Source organism: Pseudomonas sp. BN414, assembly GCF_029871275.1.
GTDB lineage: Bacteria > Pseudomonadota > Gammaproteobacteria > Pseudomonadales > Pseudomonadaceae > Metapseudomonas > Metapseudomonas resinovorans_C.
Genome location: NZ_SSOL01000067.1, coordinates 41,729 through 65,337, shown reverse-complemented (window position 1 = coordinate 65,337; position 23,609 = coordinate 41,729). Strand labels below are relative to the sequence as shown.

Annotated in this window: 21 protein-coding genes; 15 read left to right on the top strand and 6 right to left on the bottom strand. The window is 64.0% G+C overall.

Annotation, left to right across the window (positions count from 1 at the left end; all coding sequences use genetic code 11):
* Positions 1-110: 110 nt before the first annotated feature.
* Complete coding sequence (locus E8E95_RS16240) at positions 111-1,019, top strand: LysR substrate-binding domain-containing protein (protein ID WP_190829115.1); 909 nt, start codon at positions 111-113, stop codon at positions 1,017-1,019.
* 20 nt (positions 1,020-1,039) lie between these two features.
* Here E8E95_RS16240 and E8E95_RS16235 read toward each other — a convergent pair whose 3' ends face one another.
* The 3 genes from E8E95_RS16235 to adhP all read right to left on the bottom strand — a co-directional run bounded on the left by E8E95_RS16235 (position 1,040) and on the right by adhP (position 4,209).
* Positions 1,040-2,041, bottom strand: a complete 1,002-nt coding sequence (locus tag E8E95_RS16235) for a fimbrial protein (RefSeq protein ID WP_280351859.1) — start codon at positions 2,039-2,041, stop codon at positions 1,040-1,042.
* 48 nt (positions 2,042-2,089) lie between these two features.
* Positions 2,090-2,830: a molecular chaperone gene (locus E8E95_RS16230; RefSeq protein ID WP_280351857.1), complete on the bottom strand. Its 741-nt coding sequence runs from the start codon at positions 2,828-2,830 to the stop codon at positions 2,090-2,092.
* A 356-nt stretch (positions 2,831-3,186) separates the two neighbouring features.
* The gene (gene adhP / locus E8E95_RS16225; protein WP_280351855.1) at positions 3,187-4,209 is read right to left on the bottom strand and encodes an alcohol dehydrogenase AdhP; all 1,023 of its coding nucleotides are present in this window, start codon (positions 4,207-4,209) and stop codon (positions 3,187-3,189) included.
* Positions 4,210-4,486: 277 nt separating this feature from the next.
* Here adhP and purE point away from each other — a divergent pair, with 277 nt between their 5' ends.
* The 4 genes from purE (at position 4,487) to E8E95_RS16205 (ending at position 7,030) form a co-directional block, all read left to right on the top strand.
* Positions 4,487-4,978: a 5-(carboxyamino)imidazole ribonucleotide mutase gene (gene purE / locus E8E95_RS16220; protein ID WP_077524410.1), complete on the top strand. Its 492-nt coding sequence runs from the start codon at positions 4,487-4,489 to the stop codon at positions 4,976-4,978.
* A 3-nt stretch (positions 4,979-4,981) separates the two neighbouring features.
* A complete protein-coding gene (locus E8E95_RS16215) occupies positions 4,982-6,067 on the top strand; it encodes a 5-(carboxyamino)imidazole ribonucleotide synthase (RefSeq protein WP_179061371.1) in 1,086 nt (361 codons plus the stop codon).
* Positions 6,068-6,162: 95 nt separating this feature from the next.
* Positions 6,163-6,408: a GlsB/YeaQ/YmgE family stress response membrane protein gene (locus tag E8E95_RS16210; RefSeq protein WP_179061370.1), complete on the top strand. Its 246-nt coding sequence runs from the start codon at positions 6,163-6,165 to the stop codon at positions 6,406-6,408.
* A gap of 88 nt (positions 6,409-6,496) precedes the next feature.
* Positions 6,497-7,030 (top strand): DUF3299 domain-containing protein, encoded by a 534-nt coding sequence (locus tag E8E95_RS16205; protein WP_280351849.1) that lies wholly within the window; start codon positions 6,497-6,499, stop codon positions 7,028-7,030.
* 105 nt (positions 7,031-7,135) lie between these two features.
* Here the strand turns inward: E8E95_RS16205 and E8E95_RS16200 are convergent, their stop codons facing one another.
* Positions 7,136-8,044 carry a D-hexose-6-phosphate mutarotase gene (locus tag E8E95_RS16200; RefSeq protein WP_280351847.1) on the bottom strand — a complete coding sequence of 303 codons (909 nt, stop codon included), beginning with the start codon at positions 8,042-8,044 and terminating at the stop codon, positions 7,136-7,138.
* Positions 8,045-8,402: 358 nt separating this feature from the next.
* Between E8E95_RS16200 and E8E95_RS16195 the strand changes: the two genes are divergently transcribed.
* Genes E8E95_RS16195 through E8E95_RS16180 form a run of 4 tightly spaced genes read left to right on the top strand, consistent with a single transcriptional unit; the run spans position 8,403 to position 12,647 of the window.
* A complete protein-coding gene (locus tag E8E95_RS16195) occupies positions 8,403-9,557 on the top strand; it encodes an efflux RND transporter periplasmic adaptor subunit (RefSeq protein WP_280351845.1) in 1,155 nt (384 codons plus the stop codon).
* Positions 9,558-9,562: 5 nt separating this feature from the next.
* Positions 9,563-10,240 carry an ABC transporter ATP-binding protein gene (locus E8E95_RS16190; protein ID WP_179061578.1) on the top strand — a complete coding sequence of 226 codons (678 nt, stop codon included), beginning with the start codon at positions 9,563-9,565 and terminating at the stop codon, positions 10,238-10,240.
* Entirely contained in the window at positions 10,240-11,451 is a 1,212-nt protein-coding gene (locus E8E95_RS16185; protein WP_280351843.1) for an ABC transporter permease, read from the top strand. Before E8E95_RS16190 ends, E8E95_RS16185 begins: the two co-directional genes overlap by 1 nt.
* Positions 11,451-12,647, top strand: coding sequence for an ABC transporter permease (locus E8E95_RS16180; protein WP_280351841.1), 1,197 nt, complete (start codon positions 11,451-11,453; stop codon positions 12,645-12,647). Before E8E95_RS16185 ends, E8E95_RS16180 begins: the two co-directional genes overlap by 1 nt.
* A 159-nt stretch (positions 12,648-12,806) precedes the next feature.
* On the opposite strand, the gene E8E95_RS16175 is transcribed toward E8E95_RS16180, so the two are convergent.
* Complete coding sequence (locus tag E8E95_RS16175; RefSeq protein WP_179061364.1) at positions 12,807-13,217, bottom strand: acyl-CoA thioesterase; 411 nt, start codon at positions 13,215-13,217, stop codon at positions 12,807-12,809.
* Positions 13,218-13,489: 272 nt separating this feature from the next.
* Here E8E95_RS16175 and E8E95_RS16170 point away from each other — a divergent pair, with 272 nt between their 5' ends.
* The gene (locus E8E95_RS16170) at positions 13,490-14,779 is read left to right on the top strand and encodes an MFS transporter (RefSeq protein ID WP_280351838.1); all 1,290 of its coding nucleotides are present in this window, start codon (positions 13,490-13,492) and stop codon (positions 14,777-14,779) included.
* Between the two features lie 102 nt (positions 14,780-14,881).
* Here E8E95_RS16170 and E8E95_RS16165 read toward each other — a convergent pair whose 3' ends face one another.
* Entirely contained in the window at positions 14,882-16,186 is a 1,305-nt protein-coding gene (locus E8E95_RS16165) for a sorbosone dehydrogenase family protein (protein WP_179061362.1), read from the bottom strand.
* A gap of 159 nt (positions 16,187-16,345) precedes the next feature.
* Here E8E95_RS16165 and E8E95_RS16160 point away from each other — a divergent pair, with 159 nt between their 5' ends.
* From E8E95_RS16160 to phoU, 5 genes are all read left to right on the top strand, one after another.
* Complete coding sequence (locus E8E95_RS16160; RefSeq protein WP_179061361.1) at positions 16,346-17,317, top strand: phosphate ABC transporter substrate-binding protein PstS family protein; 972 nt, start codon at positions 16,346-16,348, stop codon at positions 17,315-17,317.
* Between the two features lie 518 nt (positions 17,318-17,835).
* Positions 17,836-19,821: an ABC transporter permease subunit gene (locus E8E95_RS16155; RefSeq protein WP_280351879.1), complete on the top strand. Its 1,986-nt coding sequence runs from the start codon at positions 17,836-17,838 to the stop codon at positions 19,819-19,821.
* Positions 19,822-20,014: 193 nt separating this feature from the next.
* Complete coding sequence (pstA, locus tag E8E95_RS16150) at positions 20,015-21,685, top strand: phosphate ABC transporter permease PstA (RefSeq protein WP_280351834.1); 1,671 nt, start codon at positions 20,015-20,017, stop codon at positions 21,683-21,685.
* A gap of 69 nt (positions 21,686-21,754) precedes the next feature.
* Positions 21,755-22,588 carry a phosphate ABC transporter ATP-binding protein PstB gene (pstB, locus tag E8E95_RS16145; RefSeq protein ID WP_280351832.1) on the top strand — a complete coding sequence of 278 codons (834 nt, stop codon included), beginning with the start codon at positions 21,755-21,757 and terminating at the stop codon, positions 22,586-22,588.
* A 145-nt stretch (positions 22,589-22,733) separates the two neighbouring features.
* A complete protein-coding gene (phoU, locus tag E8E95_RS16140) occupies positions 22,734-23,486 on the top strand; it encodes a phosphate signaling complex protein PhoU (RefSeq protein ID WP_077527877.1) in 753 nt (250 codons plus the stop codon).
* The last annotated feature ends 123 nt before the right edge of the window (positions 23,487-23,609 follow it).

Here is a 23,609-nt window from a genome sequence, read left to right as displayed (position 1 = left end):
GTCGGCCAATGCTGTTATTCGCTGGGTCATGCACAATCGGCATAATGTCCGCGTGACGCGGGTTCCGCCGCGAACGTGTGCACCAAAATCGAGCATCTCGGAATCTGACGATGAACCTGGAAACCAAATGGCTGGAAGACTTTGTCGCCCTGGCCAACACCCGCAGCTTTTCCCAGGCTGCCGAGCGGCGTTTCGTGACCCAACCGGCGTTCAGCCGACGCATCCGCAGCCTGGAGGCGGCGCTTGGCCTGACCCTGGTCAACCGCTCGCGCACCCCCATCGAACTGACCGAGTCCGGGCAGTTGTTCCTGGTCACCGCGCGCAGCATGGTGGACCAGCTGGGTGAGGTGGTGCGTCACCTGCATCACCTGGAAGGCCAGCAGGGCGAGGTGCTGCAGTTCGCCGCCGCGCACTCGCTGGCGCTGGGCTTTTTCCCACAGTGGATCGCGCGGCTGCGGGCGGACGGCCTGAATATCGCCAGCCGGCTGATCGCCACCAACGTCGGCGAGGCCGTGCATTCGCTGCGTGAGGGTGGCTGCGACCTGATCCTGGCCTTCTACGACCCGGATGCCGCGCTGCAGATGGACCCGGAAATCTTCCCCTCGATGAACCTGGGACGAACCGAAATGTTGCCGGTCTGCGCGGTGGACGCCAGCGGCAAACCGCTCTTCGAGCTGGACAGCGGCCAGAGCGTGCCGCTCCTGGCCTACAGCGCCGGCGCCTTCCTCGGCCGCTCCGTGAACATTTTGCTGCGCCAGCGCGCGCTGCGCTCGACCACGGTGTATGAAACCGCCATGGCCGACAGCCTGAAGAGCATGGCATTGCAGGGGTTGGGGGTGGCCTGGGTGCCGCGCTTCAGCGCCCAGGCCGAGCTGGCCCGTGGTGACCTGGTGATCTGTGGCGGCAGCCAGTGGCACGTGCCGCTGGAAATCCGCCTGTACCGCTGTGCCCTGGTGCGCAAGGCAGCGATCCGCCTGCTGTGGCGCAAGCTGGAAGGCGGGGTGGGTGGAGAGGGCTGAATGCTGCTGCGCGAGGCAGGCTATCGGTAGTAGATATTCAAAGTCGCACCAGCATTGAAGCGTCCGAGTTTAGGCGTTGCGTCCATCCACTTCAGGCGTGCCAGGAATTCCCGCGAGTTGGACTGAAAGCTGCTGCCTGTGGGCGACAGTACGAATTCCCGATTGAAAGGGATCACCGTCTGGTCGCTGGCGTCGAGGATAGTGATGCCCACGGAGTCGTTGTCGGTTGGTATGAGGGTCTCCGCGTCTGACGACAACGTTGCGGTCAAAGGTTGCAGATTGCCACTGATGCCGTAAACGGCGTCACATGACCGCTGCTCAGTGATGGTGAAGGGGGCCTCCTCGATCGTGGCGCCGGCCTTGGCTCCGGAGGTGCTGATTGGTCCGAAGTCGATGGTGCTTGGCGATATGCTGAAGGTCGACGCACAAGGCATGTATTTGAAAGCGTACATAATACCGGTGATGCTGACGTTGTAACTTTTGCCTGGGCGAACTCCGGAGTTACCGTCAATTTGGAATGCTGGGTAACTATAGTGGGTGGGTACAAGAAACCCTTCCTTGTTTTCAGCGGGAGGGGATTTCTTCGCGAAAAATACTGAATAGGCCAAGGTTTTTTTCTCCTTCTTCCAGCCACAGGTATCACCCTCGGCGCAACCGCTGACAGACCAGCCAATATTCAGCCTTCCATTTACAAGCGACGAAAAAAGATAGTCTTTGCCTTGGTAAGTTATTCCGGCCTCGATTTCTTTGCCCAAATCTTCATTGCGTGGATTCGTGTATATATAGATTGCTTCACCAGGACGTCCATTTATGTCTACCCAGCACTCCACGGTGACGGTTTCTCTGGGTTGTCGCCAGAGAATAGTGCCTTTAGGCAGTGTGCTGGGAATTGCCGGAAGCAAATTGAGCGAGACCGAGTCATTGATGGTGCCGGAAGAATACTTCTGGCAAATCATTGCGTAGCTGTTTGGGATGCTCAGGAAAAACGTCAGGTAGACCAGTGGCAATTGCTTTATTTTCATGGAGTTAGACTTCCATAGTTTTGTTAATTGAGAGAAAAAAGAATTTGGTCATTGTTGTTGAGCGGCTTTATTTGGAGTCAGGTCGTACTTTCGTTGGTGTGCAGCACCCCCATCGCTGATCACTTGATAGGAGAGTTGGCTCGGCGGCTCGGTACAGTCAGGGATGGCAAGGTCGAAGGTGCTGAACGGCGCCACCATCAGATGATTGACCGGGGTTCCACAAGGTTGTCCCTGCTCGTCAAGTAGCGCGGTCTCCGTGAGCGTCAGGTAGTACGGCGAGTCATTGTTCGCTTGCAATTGTGCGGGGGCGTCGCCGTTTGCCCGGGTCCAGCGAAGTTTCTCGACTGCCTCTTCACGGGATTCGCTGAAGTGGGGGCGGTAGAACAGCTTCAGGTTATGTTGCAGGGTAATCTGGGCAACATTTTCCTCGGGTGGCTCTTTCGGAACTTCCAACACACTCAGCAGGAAGAAGGACTCCTGGTTGTCGGGCAGGCCTGTGCCTTCGTAAAGAATATCCACAGAGGCTTTGCCCTTGGCCGGGACCACCAGCAATGGTCGAGACAAGGCCATGGGTACGTGGGCCGAACTCGGCTTTTCTCCCCAGTCGAGTGTTACTTGCACCAGTGCCGCTTCATTGGCTTCATTGACGACATTGAAGGTCAGTTGCTTATGGCTGCCTTCGAAAATGAAACGTGTATATCCGTCGAAGCTGATGTCTGCACAGGCGTTATTGCTCAGTAATGCAAGTAGAACAGCTATTAAGGAAGTGATGGTCTTGGAAGTTGTCATTTTCTGCAGTCTTAGTTTTATATGGGGTTTGTATTATTTAAGGATCTGAATACGGTTTTTCCTTGATTTCGTATATCTTTGTTTTATTCATTGTTTCGGGGTGTAAGGCGCCGGGCTCGGGCTTTTCAATTGCCTGGGGTTAGAGGTAAGCGAATGCGGGGGAGTATTAAATGCGCAGGAAAGTTTTTATGCCGGCGGTCGTATGTTGTGGTGGTAAGTAAATTCTGAGATGGATGTAAGGGGCGCTATGCCAGGACGGGGACTTGCACTTGTCCGAGGACAGGCTTGCGAAGTAGACCCATTACGGTGTGCAGCTGGGCCGCACGCTGTAATGGGTCATCGAGGGAGGAGAGGGGTCAGATTTCGACGACGATGCGCCCTTCGATCTTTCCGGCGCGCATCTGTTCGAAGATGCCGTTGATGTTGTCCAGCTTGTCGCGGTGGATGGTGGCCTTGACCAGGCCTTCGCCGGCGAAGTCCAGGGCTTCCTGCAGGTCGGCGCGGGTGCCGACGATGGAGCCGGTGATGCTGATGGCTTTCAACACCACATCGAAGATCGGCGTCGGGAAGTCGCCCGGCGGCAGGCCCACCAGGGCCACGGTGCCGCCGCGCCGGGCCATGCCGATGCCCTGGCCGAAGGCGCTGTTGGAGACGGCGGTGACCAGCACGCCGTGGGCGCCGCCGATGTCCCGCTGAATCACCTCGGCGGGGTTCTCGTCGAGGGCGTTGATGACCAGGCTGGCGCCGAGCTTGCGCGCCAGTTCGAGCTTGGTGTCATCCACATCCACGGCAGCGACGTGCAGCCCCATGGCGCGGGCGTACTGGACCGCCACATGGCCGAGACCGCCGATACCGGAAATCGCCACCCATTGGCCGGGCCGCGCACCCGTAACCTTCAGGCCCTTGTAGACGGTGACGCCGGCACAAAGGATCGGCGCGATCTCGGCAAATTCGACGTTTTTCGGCAGGATGCCGACGAAGTTCGGGTCAGCCAGCACATACTCGGCGTAGCCGCCGTTCACCGAGTAGCCCGTGTTCTGCTGGCTTTCGCAGAGGGTTTCCCAGCCGGTCAGGCAGTGCTCGCAGCAGCCACAAGCGGTGTAGAGCCAGGGCACGCCGACGCGGTCGCCCTCTTTGACGCGAGTGACCCCTGTGCCCACCGCTGCGACATAGCCCACGCCTTCGTGGCCGGGGATGAAGGGCAGGCTCGGTTTCACCGGCCAGTCGCCTTCGGCGGCGTGCAGGTCGGTGTGGCAGACGCCCGAGGCTTCGATCTTCACCAGGATTTGCCCGGGGCCGGGCAGGGGAACCTTGACTTCCTCGATCCGTAGCGGCTCGCCGAAGGCGTGGACAACCGCGGCTTTCATGGTCTGGTTCATGGCATTCACCTCCTTGGAAAAGATGTCCGATTCTGCGCCGCCATCTCCGACGGACATTGCGCTGGAGCAAGGTTTAGCCGCGTTCGGGCTCTCCGGCTTCGGCTCTGGACGAGTGGTAAGGGCAAATGCACGCCAGACGTGGCTTTGCGTTATACTGCGCGGCCTTCGGCCGGCAGCGCGCCCCGCTGCCCGGCCCCACATCGCAGACAAGCCACGCCATTGCGTGGCTTGTTGTTTTTTGGTCGCGCCAACTGGCGCACTTTGATGAGGCACGACGATGAGCGCACTGGTAGGCGTGATCATGGGCTCCAAGTCCGATTGGAGCACCCTCAGCCACACCACCGACATGCTGGAAAAGCTGGGCATTCCCTATGAAGTGAAGGTGGTTTCCGCCCACCGCACTCCGGACCTGCTGTTCCAGTACGCCGAAGAAGCCGAAGGCCGTGGCATCGAGGTGATCATCGCCGGTGCCGGCGGTGCCGCCCACCTGCCGGGCATGTGCGCTGCGAAGACCCATCTGCCGGTGCTCGGTGTGCCGGTGCAGTCGTCCATGCTCTCGGGCGTCGACTCCCTGCTGTCCATCGTGCAGATGCCCGCCGGCATCCCGGTCGCCACCCTGGCCATCGGCAAGGCCGGTGCGATCAACGCGGCCCTGCTGGCTGCGAGCATCCTCGGCGGCAAATACCCGAAATACCACGTGGCGCTGAAGGATTTCCGCCGCGAGCAGACCGACATGGTCCTGGACAACCCGGACCCGCGTGAGGCCTGACCCATGAAGATCGGCGTTATCGGTGGCGGCCAGCTGGGTCGCATGATGGCCCTGGCGGGCACCCCGCTGGGCATGAACTTCGCCTTCCTCGACCCCGCACCGGATGCCTGCGCCCAGGCTCTCGGCGAGCACATCCGCGCCGACTACGGCGACCAGGACCATCTGCGCCAGCTGGCCGATGAAGTGGACCTGGTGACCTTCGAGTTCGAGAGCGTGCCGGCCGAGACCGTGGCGTTCCTCTCGCAGTTCGTGCCGGTCTACCCGAGTGCCGAGGCCCTGCGCATCGCCCGCGATCGCTGGTTCGAGAAGTCGATGTTCAAGGACCTCGGCATCCCCACTCCAGAATTCGCCGACATCCAGTCCCAGGCCGATCTCGACGCCGCAGCCGCCAGCATCGGCCTGCCTGCCGTACTCAAGACCCGCACCCTGGGTTACGACGGCAAGGGCCAGAAGGTCCTGCGCAAGCCGGAAGACGTGACTGGCGCCTTCGCCGAACTGGGCAGCGTGCCCTGCATCCTCGAGGGCTTCGTGCCCTTCACTGGCGAAGTCTCGCTGGTGGCAGTGCGTGCCCGCGATGGCGAAACCCGCTTCTACCCGCTGGTGCACAACACTCACGAGAACGGCATCCTGCGCCTGTCCATCGCCAGTACCGACCATCCGCTGCAAGCCCTGGCCGAAGACTACGTCGGTCGCGTGCTGACGAAGCTGGATTACGTCGGCGTGCTGGCTTTCGAGTTCTTCGAGGTGGACGGCGGCCTGAAGGCCAACGAGATCGCCCCGCGCGTGCACAACTCCGGCCACTGGACCATCGAAGGCGCCGAGTGCAGCCAGTTCGAGAACCACCTGCGTGCCGTCGCCGGCCTGCCGCTGGGCTCGACCGCCAAGCTGGGCGAAAGCGCCATGCTCAACTTCATCGGCGAAGTTCCGGCTGTGGATAAGGCTGTTTCTATCGCCGACTGCCACCTGCATCACTACGGCAAGGCCTTCAAGGCCGGCCGCAAGGTGGGCCACGCCACCCTGCGCTGCGCGGACCGCGCCACCCTCGATCGCCAGATCGCGGCGGTGGAAGCGCTGATCGTCAAGTCCTGACGTCCATCCGGCCGCCCCGTTGGGGCGGTCGATGGCAAGCATTCTCAGGTGCATCTAGGCTCAGGCATGCCTCAACTACCTTCGGAGGGCATGACATGGGCATCATCGGGACCATCATCATCGGGCTGATCGTTGGCCTGATTGCACGCTTCATCAAACCTGGCGACGACGCCATGGGGTGGATTATGACCATCCTGCTTGGTATCGGCGGTTCGCTGCTGGCGACCTACGGTGGCCAGGCTGTTGGCATCTACCAGGCCGGGCAAGTAGCGGGCTTCATCGGCGCGGTGATTGGCGCGGTGGTGCTGCTGGTGATTTACGGTCTGGTGCGTAAGAGCTAGTCCTGCATTCGATGGGGCTGGGAACCGCTTTCCCGCGCAGTTAGTCTTAGCGCCTGATGTTCCCGCCCCATGCGTTGAAGAGTCCCCCATGCGCCGTCTCGCCTGCCTACTGTTGCTGTTCTGCTGCACCCTCGCCCGTGCCGAACTTCCCGAAACCGACTGGCTCGAACTGATGCCGCCGGAGGACCGCAAGGCGCTGGAAGAGATGCCGGATATCAGCCACGACAGCCCCGAGGCCGACGGCAACTTCGACCAGAAGGGCGGCCTCAAGCAGCAGAAGGACCTGCCCGCAGTGATGTACTCCGCCAAGACGGTGGCCGCGCTGAATGGCAAGACGATCCATATCGGCGGCTATCCGGTGCCCCTGGAAAGCAATGCCAATGGCCGCAGTACGCTGTTCTTCCTGGTGCCTTACCCCGGCGCCTGCATCCACGTCCCACCGCCGCCGCCCAACCAGATCGTGCTGGTGCGCTACCCCGAGGGCATCCAGCTCGACGACATCTACGCGCCCATCTGGGTCGACGGCACGCTCAAGGTCGAGAAGGTCAGCAACGACCTGGCTGACGCCGCCTATGCCATGGACGCCGGTAGCGTGCGATTGGTGGAAGAGAGCGATCTGTAGGTCGACGAGGCTGCATTGCCTGTAGGAGCTGGCTTGCCAGCGAATGGCCCTTTTTCGCTAGCAAGCTAGCTCCTACACATCGCCAGTGAGTTCGCCCCCACAGGGTTACAGCGGCAGGCTGGCGATGCGCACCGTCATCTTCTGCTCTTCACCCGGCTTGAGCACCACGCAGTCGTTCATCACCCGCGCAGTCTCGATGCAGAGCATCCCTGGCCAGGCGTCGCCAGAGAATTGCGAAAGGCGCCGGGCCTTGTCGGTCCAGGGGTTCCACACCACGGCGGAGGCCGAGTTCTCCACGTCCAGCTGGATGCGGCGTTTCCAGGCGCGGTCGAGAATGGCCATGCGGCTCGGCGTTTCCAGGTAGATGCGGTCGGTTTCGCCGGTGAAGGCGATATTTCCGTCCTGCTGGCGCAGTTGCCAGTTCTCCAGCGTCTCGATGTAGCGGCAACCGCCCAGGCCTTCGACTTCAACCTCGCGGACGTCGCTGACGGCGAAATAGCTGTGCAGCGCCTGGCTCAGGGCCTGCGGAACGTCATCCGTGTTGCGGCTGGAAAGCGTCAGCTGCAGCTGCTCATCGAGCACGATGGAAAGCTTGAGTTCTGCGGCATGGGGCCAGCCGGGCAGGGGCTCGGCGCGGGTATCCAGGGCGAACTCCAGGTGTACGGCAGGGCCGTCGCTGTCGATGCCCAGCAACTGCCAGTCGCGTTCGCGCACCAGGCCGTGGGCCGGGCAGATCGGGCCGCCCTCGTGCATGCCCTGGACCTCGGCCGGGTTGCGGCGCAGGTCACCAAACCAGGGCCAGCACACCGGTACGCCACCACGCACGGCCTGGCCTTTCCTGTAATCCGCCTCGCCGCTCAGCCAGATCACGGGCTCCTCGCCATGGGGCTGGTAGCTCAATACCTGGGCGCCTTGCTGGGCCACCAGAAGTTCGGCATGACGGGTATGTACCCGCCAGCAGACCAGTTCATCCACCTCCAGCTGTTCCACGGTGGGCAGGGTTTCGTCGTACATCGCAATCTCCGCTTGCTGTGCTGTCGGGGGCCGGGCGCCACCTGCTATTCCGAATAGCTTGGCAGAGGTGGCAAGGGCTTTCCCGTCATTCGACCAGAAGCAGCCTGTTCAGGTTGCGAATGACCTTATTTTGACGAGTCATGATTTTGCGTCCGCAAGTGACTGGTCCATTTGTCGGCATTTTGACATGGGTGGTCAGAGACCCTGGACGGCGAGGGCTGAGGCATTGCGTCGCTAAGGTCTTCATTTATGAGCGGTCCTCCCCCAGAAGCGGGGGAAGCCGGCACGTTGGTGCTGAAAAGAGCCGTCGGAGGCGCACCTAGACTCTGCTTACCCGCTCGCAAGTGGAGCCGATGCCATGCGCAAGCTACTGATAATTATTCCCATTTTTGCTTCTCTGGCGATGCTGCTGGGATTCTGGGCGCGACCCGAACCCGTGCCGGTACAGCTGGTGGAAGTGACCAAGGGCGAAGTGGAGACACTGGTGGCCAACACCCGGGCGGGGACGGTTAAGGCGTGCCGGCGTGCCCATCTGTCCTTCAAGACCGGCGGCCAGGTCAGCGAGTTGCTGATCCATGCCGGGCAGCGCGTACAGGCCGGCGACGTGCTGATGCGCCTTCGCCAGGATGACTTGCTGGCACGGGTGGACGAAGCCCGTGCGCGGCTCGATGCCCAGCGCAACCTGCGTGAGCAGAGCTGCCGCCAGGCCAGCCAGGATCAGCGTGACCAGCAACGGCTGGAACGCCTGGCCGAACGCAAGCTGGCCTCCGAGGACCTGCTGGACCAGAGCGTCACCCGCGCCCGGCTATCCGAACTGCTGTGCAGTGGTGGCGAGGCGAAGATCCGCGAAGCCGCCGCCAGCCTCGACCTGCAGATGGCGCAGCTGGACCAGGCCACCCTGCGCGCACCCTTCGCCGGCATCGTCGCGGAGATCAACGGCGAACTGGGCGAGGTGGTGACGCCCTCGCCGCCGGGCATCCCGACCCCGCCGGCGGTGGACCTGATCGATGACCAGTGCCTCTACGTCGAAGCGCCCATCGACGAAGTGGACGCCGCCCTGGTGCGGCCGGGCATGCCGGTGCGCATCACCCTGGATGCCTTCCGGGGGCAGAGTTTCGAGGGCCGGGTGACCCGGATTGCACCGTTCGTCCGTGAGCTGGAAAAACAGGCGCGCACGGTGGATGTGGAAGTCGCGTTCGCGCGGGTGCCGGCGGACCTGTTGCTGCTCAGCGGTTACAGCGCCGATGTGGAAATCCTCCTGGCGCAGCGTGAGCAGACCCTGCGGGTGCCGACGGAAAGCCTGCTAGAAGGTGGCAAGGTGCTGCGCTACGACCCCAGCAACGGGCACTTGCGTGAGCAGAAGGTGGAGATCGGCCTCGCCAACTGGCGCTGGAGTGAAGTGAAAAACGGCCTGGCACCCGGCGACCGCATCCTGCCCAGCCTGCAGCAGGAAGGCCTGGCCGATGGCAGCGTGGTCAGCCCGAGCGGCGATGTCGGGGAGGCCGCGCAGTGATCCTCATGCATGAGGTCAGCCGCTGCTTCCAGTTGGGCGAACAACGCGTGCGCGGCCTTGACCAGCTCAACCTGGAAGTGGCCGACGGCGAGTACCTGGCGATTACCGGCGCTTCCGGATCGGGCAAATCGACCCTGCTGAATATCCTGGGTCTGCTGGACGCACCGGACAGCGGCGAATTCTGGTTGGACGAGGAAGCCACCGCCTGCCTGCGCGAGGATCGTCGAGCGGCGCTGCGTAGCCGGCTGATCGGCTTCGTCTTCCAGTCCTTCCACCTGATCCCGCGCCTGACGGCCCTGGAGAACATCGAGTTGCCGATGCTCCTGGCGGGAATCGAGCCGTGTGAGCGTCGCCGCCGCAGTCTCCAGCTGGCCGAGCGTCTGGGCCTGTCCGAGCGCTTGCGCCATCACCCGGCCGAACTGTCGGGCGGCCAGCGCCAGCGGGTGGCGATTGCCCGTGCCATGGTGATGCGGCCACGCCTGTTGCTCGCCGATGAGCCCACCGGGAATCTCGACAGCCAATCCGGCGCCGAAGTGGTGGCCCTGCTGGAGGAGCTGAATGCCGACGGCCTGACCCTGATCCTGGTGACCCACGACGCCCAGCACGCCGCCCGCGCCCATCGCCAGATCCAGATGCGTGACGGCTGCATCCTCAGCGACCGGCACCAGGGAGCGCCCGCCTGATGGACCCGCTGGACGCCTGCCGATTCTGGCTGGGCGCCATGCGCGGCCACGGCTCGCGCAGTGTCATGTTGTTGCTGGCGATGGCGGTGGGCGTCTTCTTCGTGACCTTGCTGGGTGGGCTGGGCGAGGGTGCGCGGACCTATGTGCTGGGCGAGTTCTCGCTGCTCGGGCGGGACATCCTCATCGTCTTGCCGGGGCGCAATGAAACCACCGGCGGCATGCCGCCCATCACCGGGATGGCACCCCGTCCGCTGACCCAGGCGGATGCTGCCGCCCTGCAGCGCCTGCCGGCGATACGCCAGGTGGCGCCGCTGCATGCCGGGCAACTGGAAGTCAGCCGTGACAACCGCAACCGCGAAGCCCTCACCTTAGGGACCACCCGCGCGTTCTTCGCCATTCGCCAGTTGCGCCTTGCCCAGGGCGTGGCGCTGCCCGAACTGGAGCCGGGGCAGGCCGACGAGGTGTGCGTGATCGGCAGTCGCCTGCGCACCGCGCTGTTCGGCACTGCGCCGGCGCTGGGGCAGTGGCTGCGGGCGGGCGACCGGCGTTTCCGGGTGATCGGGGTGCTGGACGAGCGCGGCGAATCCCTCGGGATGGACTTTTCCGAGGCGCTGATCGTGCCGGTGTCCAGCGCCGAGGCGCTGTTCGACCGGGAAGGGTTGTTCCGCGTCTTCGTCGAGGCCCGTGGCCCCAGCTACCTCGACAGCGCGCGGCGCCAGGTGCTGGCGACCCTCACCGAACGTCACCAGGGAGAGGAAGACGTCACCCTGCTCAGCCAGGACTCCATGCTCGCCGCCTTCGACAGCATCCTCAACGGCCTGACCCTGGCGCTGGCGGGCATCGCCGCTATCAGCCTGCTGGTCGCCGGCATCCTGATCATGAATGTCACCTGGATCGCTGTCCTGCAAAGAACCGCTGAGATCGGCCTGCTCAAGGCGGTGGGCGCCAGTTCCGATCAGGTGCGTCTGCTGTTCCTCGGCGAAGCGGCCCTGCTGGCGCTGCTGGGCGCCGCAGTGGGGTTGGGCCTTGGCGAGTTGCTGTTGTGGATCGGCCGCCTGGCCAGTGACCTGCCGCTGTATGCGCCCTGGTGGGCGCGGCTGGGGGCGCCGTCCCTGGCGCTGGTGGCTGCCCTGCTGTTCGCCTGGCTGCCAGCCAGTCACGCGGCGGCGCAGGTGCCGGTGCAGGCGTTGCGCCCGCAAGGCAGCCACTGATGCGCTGGCGCGATGGCCTTGGCCTGTGCAGCTCGTCCCTGTCCTGCCAGCCCCTGCGCAGTCTGCTGACCCTTCTCGGCGTGGCCATCGGCATCGCCGCCGTGGCGCTGCTCACCGCCATGGGGGAGGGTTTGCGCACTCGCGTGCTGGACAGCTTTGCGCAGTTCGGCACGCGGGTCGTCACCGTGCGTCCCGGCACCTTGCCCACCGGCGGTATCGGCGGGATTCTCGCCAGCGCCCGACCCTTGACCATTGCCGACGCGGATGCCCTGGGGCGGTTGCCCCATGCCGAAGCCGTGGTACCCATCATCCAGGGCAACGGCGATATCCAGGCGGCCGGTCGGCAGCGGCGTGTGGATATCCTCGGTACGGGGTCGCAGTTGGCGGATGCCTGGCGGGTGCAGATGGCAGCGGGAAAATTCCTGCCGCCCTCGCGGGATGGCCGCACGCCGCCCTATCTGGTGCTGGGGGCGAAACTGGCGACAGAGCTGTTCGGCAGCGCCGCACCGGTCGGCCAGCGGGTGCGGGTGGGCGGCATGAGTTTCCGGGTTGTCGGGGTCATGGGCAGCAAGGGCAACTTGTTGGGCTTCGACCTCGATGACATCGCCTACATCCCGGTGGACTGGGCGGAATACCTGTTCAATCGCGAAGGGCTGGTGAAGATTCACGTGCTGTTCGAGGACAGCGCCCCCGCTGAGGCCTTTGCCGATGATGTGCGCCGCTTGCTGGTGGAGCGCCACGGCCGCGAAGACTTCCGCATGACGTCCCAGGGTGACCTGCTGGGCAGCCTGAATCGCATCCTCGCCACCCTGACCCTGGGCATCGCGGCCCTTGGCGGCGTATCCCTCCTGGTGGGCGCGGTGGGCATCCTCACCATCATGACCACCACAGTCGAGGAACGAACGGCCGAAATCGGCCTGTTGCGGGCCGTCGGCGCGGCGCCGCGCCAGGTGCTGGCGCTATTCCTCACGGAAGCGACCCTGCTTTCGCTGCTGGGTGGCCTGCTGGGACTGGTGATGGTCTTTCTATTGGTGGGCATGCTGCACTGGGCGGTGCCAGGGCTACCGCTGAGCCTGGACCTGTCGCTGGTGCTGCTGGCGTTGCTGCTGTCCGTCGTGGTCGGCATCGGAGCGGGTCTGGCACCCGCGAGGCGAGCGGCGCGGCTGCATCCGGTGGATGCGTTGCGGCTGGACTGATGGCGGGCCAAAGGATGGTGTCAGTCGTAGGGTGGACCACGCTTCACCGGTCCACCATTCGAGGCCCGGCGTAGCACCGCTGGTGGATGAAAAAAGCGCCATCCACCCTACAACCGTTCCATGAAAAAGGGCCGCGATTGCGGCCCTTTGCGGTTTCCATCAGCCCCGACGCGGCGGGACCGGGCGGGTGCGGCCGCTGCCGTCAATGGCGACGAAGACGAACACCGCTTCGGTGACCTTGCGCCATTCGCTGGAAAGCGGGTCATCGCTCCAGACTTCTACCAGCATCTGAATCGAGCTGCGGCCGATTTCCAGGGTCTGGGTATAGAAGGAGAGCTGGGCGCCCACGGCTACCGGAACCAGGAAGGCCATGCGGTCGATGGCCACGGTGGCCACGCGGCCTGCGGCCACCTTGCTGGCCATGGCCGTGCCGGCCAGGTCCATCTGGGAAACCAGCCAGCCACCGTAGATGTCGCCGAAGCCGTTGGTTTCACGCGGGAGCGCGGTGATCTGCAGGGCGAGGTCGCCTTGCGGGGTCAGGTTCTCTTCTTCTTCTTCGATGTCGATCATGCCGGAATAGCCTGTTTCGTGTGTGTGGCGCCAATGCCTGGAAGGGACTTGCCCTTTCCTTCCCTGTGCGCCGCCGACCCACTGCATGCCGACATGCGCTGAACTGCGCGCAGTATATAGCCATGCCGAGGCGCCAGACGACCGCTGTGGCGGCTCAGCGGCGGTTTTTTGGCTGAGACTGTGTGCATTTGACGCTTTTTGATATGTTGCGAGGCGATTTTCCGCCCAAGTAGCGGAGAGCGTCCCGCACCCCCAGACGAGAATTCCACCCCATGTCTTCCGTGCTCGCCCCCGAGGCGCCCGCCTCGCGCCCGCTGACCCGCAGCGATTACAAGACCCTGTCGCTTTCGGCCCTCGGCGGCGCCCTCGAGTTCTACGACTTCATCATCTTTGTGTTCTTCGCCGCGGTGGTGGGCAAGTTGTTCTTCCCCGCCGAAATGCCGGAATGGCTGCGCCAGATGCAGACGTTCGGCATCTTTGCCGCCGGTTACCTGGCGCGCCCGCTGGGCGGCATCGTGATGGCGCACTTCGGTGACCTCCTGGGCCGCAAGCGCATGTTCACCCTGAGCATCTTCCTGATGGCGATCCCGACCCTGGTGATGGGTCTGCTGCCCACCTACGAGCAGATCGGCATCTGGGCGCCCCTGGCGCTGCTGTTGATGCGTGTGGTGCAGGGCGCGGCCATTGGTGGCGAAGTTCCGGGCGCCTGGGTGTTCGTTGCCGAGCACGTCCCTGCGCGCCACGTGGGTTACGCCTGCGGCACCCTGACTTCGGGTCTGACCGCCGGCATCCTGCTGGGTTCGCTGATGGCCACCCTGATCAACAGCATCTACACCCCGGCCGAGGTCCTGGATTGGGCCTGGCGCCTGCCGTTCCTGGTGGGCGGGGTGTTCGGCCTGTTCGCCATGTACCTGCGCCGCTGGCTGCACGAGACCCCGGTCTTCGCCGAGATGCAGCAACGCAAGGCGCTGGCGGCGGAGGTACCGCTGAAGACCGTGCTGCGCGAGCACCGCGGTGCTGTGGTGCTGTCCATGCTGCTGACCTGGGTGCTGTCCGCCGGCATCGTGGTCGTGATCCTGATGACCCCGACCCTGCTGCAGACCGTGTACGGCTTTGAGGCCGCCACTGCGCTGAAGGCCAACAGCCTGGCCATTGTGCTGCTGTCCATCGGTTGCGTGCTGTCGGGCGCGATCGCCGATCGCATCGGAGCCGGACGCACCTTCCTGGTGGGTGGCCTGCTGCTGGCCATCAGTTCCTGGACCTTCTACACCAGCCTCAAGGCTCATCCGGACTGGCTGTTCCCGCTCTACGCCATCACCGGTCTGTTCGTCGGCACCATCGGCGCCGTGCCCTATGTGATGGTCAAGGCATTTCCCCCGGTGGTGCGCTTCTCCGGGCTGTCGTTCTCCTACAACCTGGCCTACGCCATCTTCGGCGGCCTGACGCCTATGGTGGTGTCGCTGCTGCTGAAGTGGGACAGCCTCGGTCCGGCCTATTACGTGGCGGCGTTGTGTGGTGTGGCGGTGTTGATCGGGCTGTTCCTGATCGCGAAGAAGCGCTGAGTTTCTCGCTCCGTCTGTACTTCGTAGGATGGGTAGAGCCCGCGAAACCCATCGTTCCGCGGTGATGGGTTTCGCTCCGCTCTACGCCATCCTACGAGAGTTTCACTTCTTCGCCGCACTCACCCGCCAGACCTTGTTGCCCACATCGTCGGTCACCAGCAGGGCGCCCTTGCTGTCGAGCTTGACGTCCACCGGGCGGCCCTGGGCGTTGCCTTGTTCGTCGAGGAAGCCGGTCAGCACGTCCACCGGCTGGCCGTTGGGCTTGCCGCCCTTGAACGGCACGTAGATCACCTTGTAGCCACTGCGGGGATTGCGGTTCCAGGAGCCGTGCTGGCCGACGAACAACCCATTCTGGAACGCCGGCAGCTTGCTGCCCTTGGCGAAGGTGATGCCCAGTGAGGCGGTGTGCGGGCCCAGGGCGTAGTCGGGAACCAGGGCCTTGGCCACCAGCTCGGGACGCTGGGGCTGGATGCGCTCGTCCACATGCTGGCCGTAGTAGCTGTAGGGCCAGCCGTAGAAGCCGCCGTCCTTGACCGAGGTGATGTAGTCCGGCACCAGGTCGCTGCCCAGTTCGTCGCGTTCGTTCACGGCGGTCCACAGCTTGCCGGTCTGCGGTTCCCAGGCCATGCCGTTGGGGTTGCGCAGGCCGGTGGCGAAGAGGCGCTTGTTGCCGCTGGCGCGGTCCAGTTCCCAGATGGCGGCGCGGCCTTCTTCGGATTCCATGCCGTTCTCGCCGATGTTGCTGTTGGAGCCCACGGTTATGTAGAGCTTGCGGCCATCACGGCTGGCGATGACGTTCTTCGTCCAGTGGTGATTCAGTCCGGCGGGCAGATCAGTGACCTTGGTACCCGGATCAGTGATCTCGGTGGCGCCCTTTTCATAGGGGAAGCGCATCAGCGCATCGGCGTTGGCGACATAGAGGTCCTTGCCCACCAGCACCATGCCGAAGGGCGAGTAGAGGCCGCTGAGGAAGGTGCTGCGCAGGTCGGCAACGCCATCGCCGTTGATGTCGCGCAGCAGCGAAATGCGATTGGCACTGGGCACCTGGGAACCGGCTTTCTTCATGAACATGCTCGCCACCCGGCTCTTCAGGCTCGGCGGTTTGTCCGTCCCGGGCGCCGCGCTTTCGGCCACCAGCACATCGCCGTTGGGCAGCACATAGAGCCAGCGCGGGTGCTGCAGACCTTCGGCGAAGGCATTGACCTTCGTGCCCTGGGTGGCCTCGGGCATGGCGCCGTCGGGCCAGCCGGTGGCCGTTGCCACGTGAACGGTCGGGATGAGCGTCTTGTTCGGCGGCGGCAGCTGCGGGTTCGGGCCAGTGCCGTCTTCTACCTGCAAGGTTGCCGTTTCGCCGCATGCGGTGCAGAGGGCCAGAAGTGCAATGGGCAGCAGTGGGTGGGGCTTCATGGATGGGGTCTCCGGACGATTCACGGGTCGTGATTCTTCGTTGGACAGCGGGTGATGGCCTTTCATCCAATTGTCACAATCAATTCATAGAGTGGTCATACGGCCTCTCGATACTGGCCCCCGTTGAATTCACCCCCTCGTCCTGCTTAGGAGCAAGGCATGAAACTGAAGCGTTTGATGGCGGCCCTCACCTTCGTCGCCGCCGGCGTTGCTACCGCCAGCGCGGTTGCTGCCGTTGACCCGTCCATTCCGGCCTACCAGAAGACCACTGGTGTTTCCGGCAACCTTTCCAGCGTTGGCTCCGACACCCTGGCCAACCTGATGACCCTGTGGGCCGAGGCTTACAAGCGCGAATACCCGAACGTGAACATCCAGATCCAGGCCGCCGGTTCCTCCACCGCGCCGCCGGCTCTGACCGAAGGCACCGCCAACCTGGGCCCGATGAGCCGCAAGATGAAAGACGTCGAGCTGCAGGCCTTCGAGCAGAAGTACGGCTACAAGCCGACCGCTGTTCCGGTTGCCGTGGATGCCCTGGCGATCTTCGTGCACAAGGACAACCCGATCAAAGGCCTGACCATGCAGCAGGTCGACGCGATCTTCTCCGCCAACCGCCTGTGCGGTGGCACCGCCAACATCAAGACCTGGGGTGACCTGGGCGTGACTGGCGACCTGGCTTCCAAGCCGATCCAGCTGTTCGGTCGTAACTCGGTATCCGGCACCTACGGCTACTTCAAGGAAGAAGCCCTGTGCAAAGGCGACTTCAAGCCGAACGTGAACGAGCAACCGGGCTCCGCTTCCGTCGTCCAGTCCATCAGCCAGTCCGTCAACGGCATCGGCTACTCGGGCATCGGCTACAAGACTTCCAGCGTGAAGACTGTCGCCCTGGCCAAGAAAGAAGGTGGCGAGTTCGTTGAAGACAACGAGCAGAACGCCCTGAACGGCAGCTACCCGCTGTCCCGCTTCCTCTACGTCTACGTGAACAAGGCGCCGAACAAGCCGCTGGCTCCCCTGGAAGCCGAGTTCGTGAAGATGGTCCTGTCCAAGCAGGGTCAGGAAGTCGTGGTCAAGGACGGTTACATCCCGGTCCCGGCCAAGGTTGCCGAGAAAGCGCTGAAAGATCTGGGCCTGTAAACCAGGCCGGATAAGGGAGCGGCCGCCTCATGCGTGCCGCTCCGCAAGGACGCAAAGGGCGACGGGAGACCCCCGTCGCAGAAGCCCGCCCGAGGACTCCTCCGGGTGGGCTTCGCCACGTCAACTCGCTGTAATCTTTCTGTCACACGAAGCCCGTAGTCTGTGCCCCCATCGTAAAAGCCTGTGCGCGCTGACTGTGGCAAGAGCCCGAATCCATGACTGACCTGGCCAACTCCCTGAATACTCCGAAGAACCCGCCCGCTCGCATCGACTTCAATACGCCTGCGCTGGTGCGCAAGCGCAAGATGCGCGCGCTGAAGGATCGCCTGACCCGCTGGTACGTGCTGGTGGGCGGTCTCGCCGTTCTGGGCGCCATTACCCTGATCTTCTTCTACCTGGCCTATGTGGTGCTGCCGCTGTTCAAGGGCGCGGAACTGACCGCGCGCAAGGAGCAGAGCCCCGCCTGGCTGCAACAGGATGCCGGCAAGCCCCTGCTGCTGGCCCTGGAAGAGCAGAACATGGTCGGCATGCGCGTTTCCGACAAGGGTGAGGTGCAGTTCTTCTCGAGCAAGGACGGCAGCGCGCTCAAGCGCCAGCAACTGCCACTGCCGACGGGCGCCAGCGTGGTCTCCATCGGCCAGGACCAGCCGGGCAGCCCGCTGGTGGTCCTGGGTTTGTCCAACGGCCAGGCGCTGATCTTCAAGCACAGCTACAAGATCACCTACCCGGACAACCACAAGACCATCGAGCCGCAGGTCAGCTTCCCCTACGGCGAAACCCCCATGGCGCTGGATGCCCAGGGCCGCGCGATCGAGCACGTCGCCCTCAGCATCAATGACGAGACGCTGATCCTCGCCGGTTCCACCGGCAACCAGTTGCACGTGCAGCAGGTAGTCAGCGAAGAGAACATGCTGACCGGCGAAACCACCCAGGAGCAGAGCCGCGTCGAGCTGCCGCAGATGGTCGAGCCGATCAAGGCGATCTACATCGACCCGCGCCACCAGTGGCTCTATGTGCTCAACGGCCGAGCCCAGGCCGACGTCTTCAGCCTGCGCGAGCACGCCCTGAACGGCCGCTACAAGCTGCTGGAAGACGGCGAGCGCGAGGTCACCGCCAGCAACATGCTGCTGGGCGGCATTTCCCTGATGGTGGGCGACTCCAAGGGCGGTATCGCCCAGTGGTTCATGGCCCGCGACCCGGACGGCTCGTCGCGCCTGAAGCACATCCGTGACTTCCAGCTGGGCACCAGCCCGGTGGTGCAGATCAGTGCCGAAGAACGCCGCAAGGGCTTCGTCGCCCTCGACGCCACCGGCCACCTCGGCGTGTTCCACAGCACCGCGCACCGCACCCTGCTGGTGGAACCGGTTGCCGACAGCGCCGGCATGCTCGCCCTGTCGCCGCGCGCCAACCGCATCGTGGTCGAAGAGGGCGGCAAGCTGCTGCCGTTCCGTCTCAGCAACCCGCACCCGGAAGTCTCCTGGAGCGCGCTGTGGAGCAAGGTCTGGTACGAGAGCTACGACGAACCGAAGTACGTCTGGCAGTCGACCGCGGCCAACACCGACTTCGAACCCAAGCTGAGCCTGGCGCCGCTGACCTGGGGCACCCTCAAGGCGGCCTTCTACGCCATGCTGCTGGCCGCCCCGCTGGCCATCGCCGCTGCGATCTACACCGCCTACTTCATGGCGCCGTCCATGCGCCGAAAGGTCAAGCCGGTGATCGAGCTGATGGAAGCGCTGCCGACGGTGATCCTCGGCTTCTTCGCCGGCCTGTTCCTGGCGCCCTACGTGGAAGGCCACCTGCCGGGCATCTTCAGCCTGCTGCTGCTGACACCCTTCGGCATCCTGCTGGCCGGTTACACCTGGAGCCGCCTGCCGGAGTCCATCCGCCTGCGTGTGCCGGACGGCTGGGAAGCGGCCATCCTGATCCCGGTCGTAGGCCTCACCGCCTGGTTCGCCCTGGGCATGAGCCCGCTGCTGGAAAACTGGTTCTTCGGCGGTGACATGCGCCTGTGGATCAGCAATGACCTGGGCATCACCTACGACCAGCGCAACGCCCTGATCGTCGGCCTGGCCATGGGCTTCGCGGTGATCCCGAACATCTTCTCCATCGCCGAAGACGCCGTGTTCAGCGTGCCCCGCAGCCTCACCTACGGCTCCCTGGCCCTCGGCGCCACGCCCTGGCAGACCATGACCCGCGTCGTGCTGCTGACCGCCAGCCCCGGCATCTTCTCCGCCCTGATGATCGGCCTCGGCCGGGCCGTGGGCGAGACCATGATCGTGCTGATGGCCACCGGCAACACCCCGGTGATGGAAGTGAACATCTTCGAAGGCATGCGCACCCTGGCTGCCAACGTGGCCGTGGAAATGCCGGAGTCGGAAGTCGGTGGTAGCCACTACCGCGTGCTGTTCCTCTCGGCGCTGGTGCTGCTGACCTTCACCTTCGTCATGAACACCCTGGCCGAGCTGATCCGCCAGCGGCTGCGCAAGAAGTACGCGTCTCTTTAAAAACGCGACGCCTCCGGCGTCGCATCTGATGACCCTCTCCCTTCAGGGAGAGGGTGCCCGAAGGGCGGGAGAGGGTGGTGCCTCGTGCAACCCCCTCTCCCCAGCCCTCTCCCCGTAGGGGAGAGGGAGTAAATACACGAAACCTCCGGCCCCTGGCGGGAGGAACTGAAAGACTCAAGCGGTGGAGAAATCCGTGAAAAAGGTTTCCCTGAAAGACTGGTTCAAAAGTGGCGCACCGGGCGTCTGGATAAGCGGTGGCGCGGTTTCCATCGCGGTCATCATGACCATCGGCCTGCTCTCGGTGATCGCCGTGCGTGGCCTCGCCCACTTCTGGCCGGCCGATCTGATAGAGGCGCAGTACTCCGTACCGGGCCAGGCCGCCAAGCCGGTGATCGGCGAGGCGGTGCAGATCGAGGAAGTTTCCCGAGCGCGCCTGCAAGGTGCCGGCCTGCCGGTACCGGAGAGCGGCCCGGAGTTCATGACCCGCGAACTGCTCAAGGTGGGCAACCGTGACGTCTACGGCAGCGACTTCACCTGGGTCGTAGGTGACTGGCTGCGGGACCAGAAGTACCCGACTGAGCTGGTGGCGCTGGAGCGCCGCGAGTGGGGCAACTTCTACGGCCGCGTCGTATCGGTGAAGGAAAACGGCCAGGTGGTGGCCGAAGGCGAGGCCGCGATGGCCGAGCTGGTGAAGCGCCTGGAACGTGTGAATGCCCTTTACGACAAGCTCTACCAGCTTGAGAAGAAGGACATCGGCGGCATCAACCACGGCCTGGAGCGCCTGCGCCTGCAGACCCGCAAGCTGGAGCTGAATGATGCCTTGACCGCTGAGGCCCAGGCCGACATCGCCGCCCAGCGCGCCGAGCTGGAACAGCGCTACAAGGGCCTGGAAGAGCAGCTGATGGGCCTGCACAAGGAGTTCAACCGCGACAGCGTCGTGGTTCGTGAAGCCGGTGGCCAGGAGCAGGAAATCAGCCTCGGCAACGTGGTCCATGCCTATCAGCCCAACGCCATGGGCGTGGGCGCCAAGCTCGGCTTCTACTTCGCCAAGCTCTGGGAATTCCTCGCCGACGACCCGCGTGAAGCCAACACCGAAGGCGGTATCTTCCCGGCCATCTTCGGCACCGTGATGATGACCCTGATCATGGCCGTGATCGTCACCCCCTTTGGTGTGATCGCCGCCATCTACCTGCGCGAGTACGCCAAGCAGGGCCCGCTGACCCGTGTCATCCGCATCGCGGTGAACAACCTGGCGGGCGTTCCGGCGATCGTCTACGGCGTGTTCGGCCTGGGCTTCTTCGTCTACGTACTGGGTGGTTCCCTGGACCGCCTGTTCTTCCCCGAATCCGCCCCGGCGCCGACCTTCGGTACCCCGGGTCTGCTCTGGGCGTCCCTGACCCTGGCGATCCTCGCCGTGCCGGTGGTGATCGTTGCCACCGAAGAAGGCCTGGCGCGTATCCCGCGTGCCGTGCGTGAAGGCTCCCTGGCCCTGGGTGCGACCAAGGCCGAAACCCTGTGGAAGGTGGTCCTGCCCATGGCCAGCCCAGCCATGATGACCGGCCTGATCCTCGCCGTGGCCCGTGCCGCGGGTGAAGTGGCGCCGCTGATGCTGGTGGGTGTGGTGAAACTGGCGCCGAGCCTGCCGGTGGACGGCAACTACCCGTACCTGCATCTGGACCAGAAGATCATGCACCTGGGCTTCCACATCTATGACGTCGGCTTCCAGAGCCCGAACGTCGAGGCCGCGCGGCCGCTGGTTTACGCCACTGCGCTGCTGCTGGTACTGGTGATCGCCCTGCTGAACTTCTCGGCCGTCGCCATCCGCAACCACTTGCGCGAGAAATACAAGGCGCTGGACAGCTGATCGTCCGCCGCGAACCGCATTGCCTGAGGCTTACAGCTTGTAGCTCGAAGCTACGAACGGAGTGAACACATGCAACACGAATCCCACAGCCACGGCGTCAACATTTCCGCCCTTGGCCGCGACAAGCAGAACCTGCGCCTGGATAAGGAAACCGTCGCCCTCGAAGTGCCCGGCCTCTCCCTGTTCTATGGCGAGAAGCAGGCGCTGCACGACGTCAGCATGAATATCCCGAAGCAGCGCGTGACCGCCTTTATCGGCCCGTCCGGCTGCGGCAAGTCGACCCTGCTGCGCTGCTTCAACCGCATGAACGACCTGGTGGACGGTTGCCGCGTCGAAGGTGAGATCCGCCTCGACGGCACCAACATCTACCGCAAGGGCGAAGATGTCGCCGAACTGCGTCGCCGCGTGGGCATGGTGTTCCAGAAGCCGAATCCGTTCCCCAAGAGCATCTACGAGAACGTGGTCTACGGCCTGCGCATCCAGGGCATCAACAAGAAGCGCGTGCTGGACGAAGCCGTGGAGTGGGCGCTGAAGGGCGCCGCGCTGTGGGATGAGGTGAAGGACCGCCTGCACGAATCCGCACTCGGCCTGTCCGGTGGTCAGCAGCAGCGCCTGGTGATCGCCCGCACCATCGCCGTGGAGCCCGAGGTACTGCTGCTCGACGAACCCTGCTCGGCCCTGGACCCGATCTCCACCCTGAAGGTGGAAGAGCTGATCTATGAGCTCAAGAGCAAGTACACCATCGTCATCGTGACCCACAACATGCAGCAGGCAGCGCGCGTTTCCGACTACACAGCGTTCATGTACATGGGCAAGCTGATCGAGTTCGGCGATACCGATACCCTGTTCACCAACCCGGACAAGAAGCAGACCGAAGACTACATCACCGGTCGCTATGGCTAACGCCGGATCGTCCCCTCTCCCTCTGGGAGAGGGTTAGGGTGAGGGTAGCTTCGAGCTAGGCCGGACTTCCCTCATCCGAATGCGGCCCGCCCCGCCCCCTCTCCCAGGGGAGAGGGGGGAAAGACGCCTTCCCTAGGACATCAAAATGATCGACAAAGACAGCCTTACCCATCACATCTCCCAGCAGTTCAACGCCGAACTGGAGGAAGTGCGCAGCCACCTCCTGGCGATGGGTGGCCTGGTCGAAAAGCAGGTCAATGACGCGGTCACTGCGCTGATCGACGCCGACTCCGGCCTTGCCCAGCAAGTGCGCGAGATCGATGACCAGATCAACCAGATGGAACGCAACATCGACGAAGAGTGCGTGCGCATCCTCGCCCGTCGCCAGCCGGCGGCTTCCGACCTGCGCCTGATCATCAGCATCTCCAAGTCGGTGATCGACCTCGAGCGCATTGGCGACGAAGCGTCGAAGATCGCCCGTCGCGCCATCCAGCTGTGCGAAGAGGGCGTGGCCCCGCGCGGCTACGTCGAGGTGCGCCACATCGGCGACCAGGTGCGCAAGATGGTCCAGGAAGCCCTGGATGCCTTCGCCCGTTTCGACGCCGATCTGGCTCTGTCGGTGGCCCAGTACGACAAGAACATCGACCGCGAATACAAGACCGCCCTGCGTGAGCTGGTCACCTACATGATGGAAGACCCGCGTGCCATCAGCCGTGTGCTCAACGTCATCTGGGCCCTGCGTTCCCTGGAGCGCATCGGTGACCACGCGCGCAACATTTCCGAACTGGTGATCTACCTGGTGCGCGGCACCGACGTACGTCACCTGGGCCTGGCGCGCATGGCCGAGGAAGTGAAGGGCAATGGCGCGGGTGCGGGCGACGGCGCCTCCAAGAGCTGATCCTGCCGTCTGTGCCAGAAACGCCCGGCTTCGTGCCGGGCGTTTTGCTTTCCGGTCGCGTGAGTGACCCGTCGGTCACTGGCAGGCGGCGGGTCGTAAACAGGCTTGGCAATTGGCTATCAG

What these genes read in the sequence shown, in the direction of transcription:
- E8E95_RS16190 (WP_179061578.1), top strand. Translation starts at nt 9,563, where the DNA reads ATGCATGAGGTCAGCCGCTGCTTCCAGTTGGGCGAACAACGCGTGCGC.
- E8E95_RS16170 (WP_280351838.1), top strand. Translation starts at nt 13,490, where the DNA reads ATGTCTTCCGTGCTCGCCCCCGAGGCGCCCGCCTCGCGCCCGCTGACC.
- E8E95_RS16240 (WP_190829115.1), top strand. Translation starts at nt 111, where the DNA reads ATGAACCTGGAAACCAAATGGCTGGAAGACTTTGTCGCCCTGGCCAAC.
- E8E95_RS16165 (WP_179061362.1), bottom strand. Translation starts at nt 16,186, where the DNA reads ATGAAGCCCCACCCACTGCTGCCCATTGCACTTCTGGCCCTCTGCACC.
- E8E95_RS16185 (WP_280351843.1), top strand. Translation starts at nt 10,240, where the DNA reads ATGGACCCGCTGGACGCCTGCCGATTCTGGCTGGGCGCCATGCGCGGC.
- E8E95_RS16235 (WP_280351859.1), bottom strand. Translation starts at nt 2,041, where the DNA reads ATGAAAATAAAGCAATTGCCACTGGTCTACCTGACGTTTTTCCTGAGC.
- E8E95_RS16230 (WP_280351857.1), bottom strand. Translation starts at nt 2,830, where the DNA reads ATGACAACTTCCAAGACCATCACTTCCTTAATAGCTGTTCTACTTGCA.
- pstB (WP_280351832.1), top strand. Translation starts at nt 21,755, where the DNA reads ATGCAACACGAATCCCACAGCCACGGCGTCAACATTTCCGCCCTTGGC.
- E8E95_RS16175 (WP_179061364.1), bottom strand. Translation starts at nt 13,217, where the DNA reads ATGATCGACATCGAAGAAGAAGAAGAGAACCTGACCCCGCAAGGCGAC.
- purE (WP_077524410.1), top strand. Translation starts at nt 4,487, where the DNA reads ATGAGCGCACTGGTAGGCGTGATCATGGGCTCCAAGTCCGATTGGAGC.
- E8E95_RS16215 (WP_179061371.1), top strand. Translation starts at nt 4,982, where the DNA reads ATGAAGATCGGCGTTATCGGTGGCGGCCAGCTGGGTCGCATGATGGCC.
- E8E95_RS16155 (WP_280351879.1), top strand. Translation starts at nt 17,836, where the DNA reads ATGGTCGGCATGCGCGTTTCCGACAAGGGTGAGGTGCAGTTCTTCTCG.
- phoU (WP_077527877.1), top strand. Translation starts at nt 22,734, where the DNA reads ATGATCGACAAAGACAGCCTTACCCATCACATCTCCCAGCAGTTCAAC.
- adhP (WP_280351855.1), bottom strand. Translation starts at nt 4,209, where the DNA reads ATGAACCAGACCATGAAAGCCGCGGTTGTCCACGCCTTCGGCGAGCCG.
- E8E95_RS16195 (WP_280351845.1), top strand. Translation starts at nt 8,403, where the DNA reads ATGCGCAAGCTACTGATAATTATTCCCATTTTTGCTTCTCTGGCGATG.
- E8E95_RS16160 (WP_179061361.1), top strand. Translation starts at nt 16,346, where the DNA reads ATGAAACTGAAGCGTTTGATGGCGGCCCTCACCTTCGTCGCCGCCGGC.
- E8E95_RS16180 (WP_280351841.1), top strand. Translation starts at nt 11,451, where the DNA reads ATGCGCTGGCGCGATGGCCTTGGCCTGTGCAGCTCGTCCCTGTCCTGC.
- E8E95_RS16210 (WP_179061370.1), top strand. Translation starts at nt 6,163, where the DNA reads ATGGGCATCATCGGGACCATCATCATCGGGCTGATCGTTGGCCTGATT.
- E8E95_RS16205 (WP_280351849.1), top strand. Translation starts at nt 6,497, where the DNA reads ATGCGCCGTCTCGCCTGCCTACTGTTGCTGTTCTGCTGCACCCTCGCC.
- E8E95_RS16200 (WP_280351847.1), bottom strand. Translation starts at nt 8,044, where the DNA reads ATGTACGACGAAACCCTGCCCACCGTGGAACAGCTGGAGGTGGATGAA.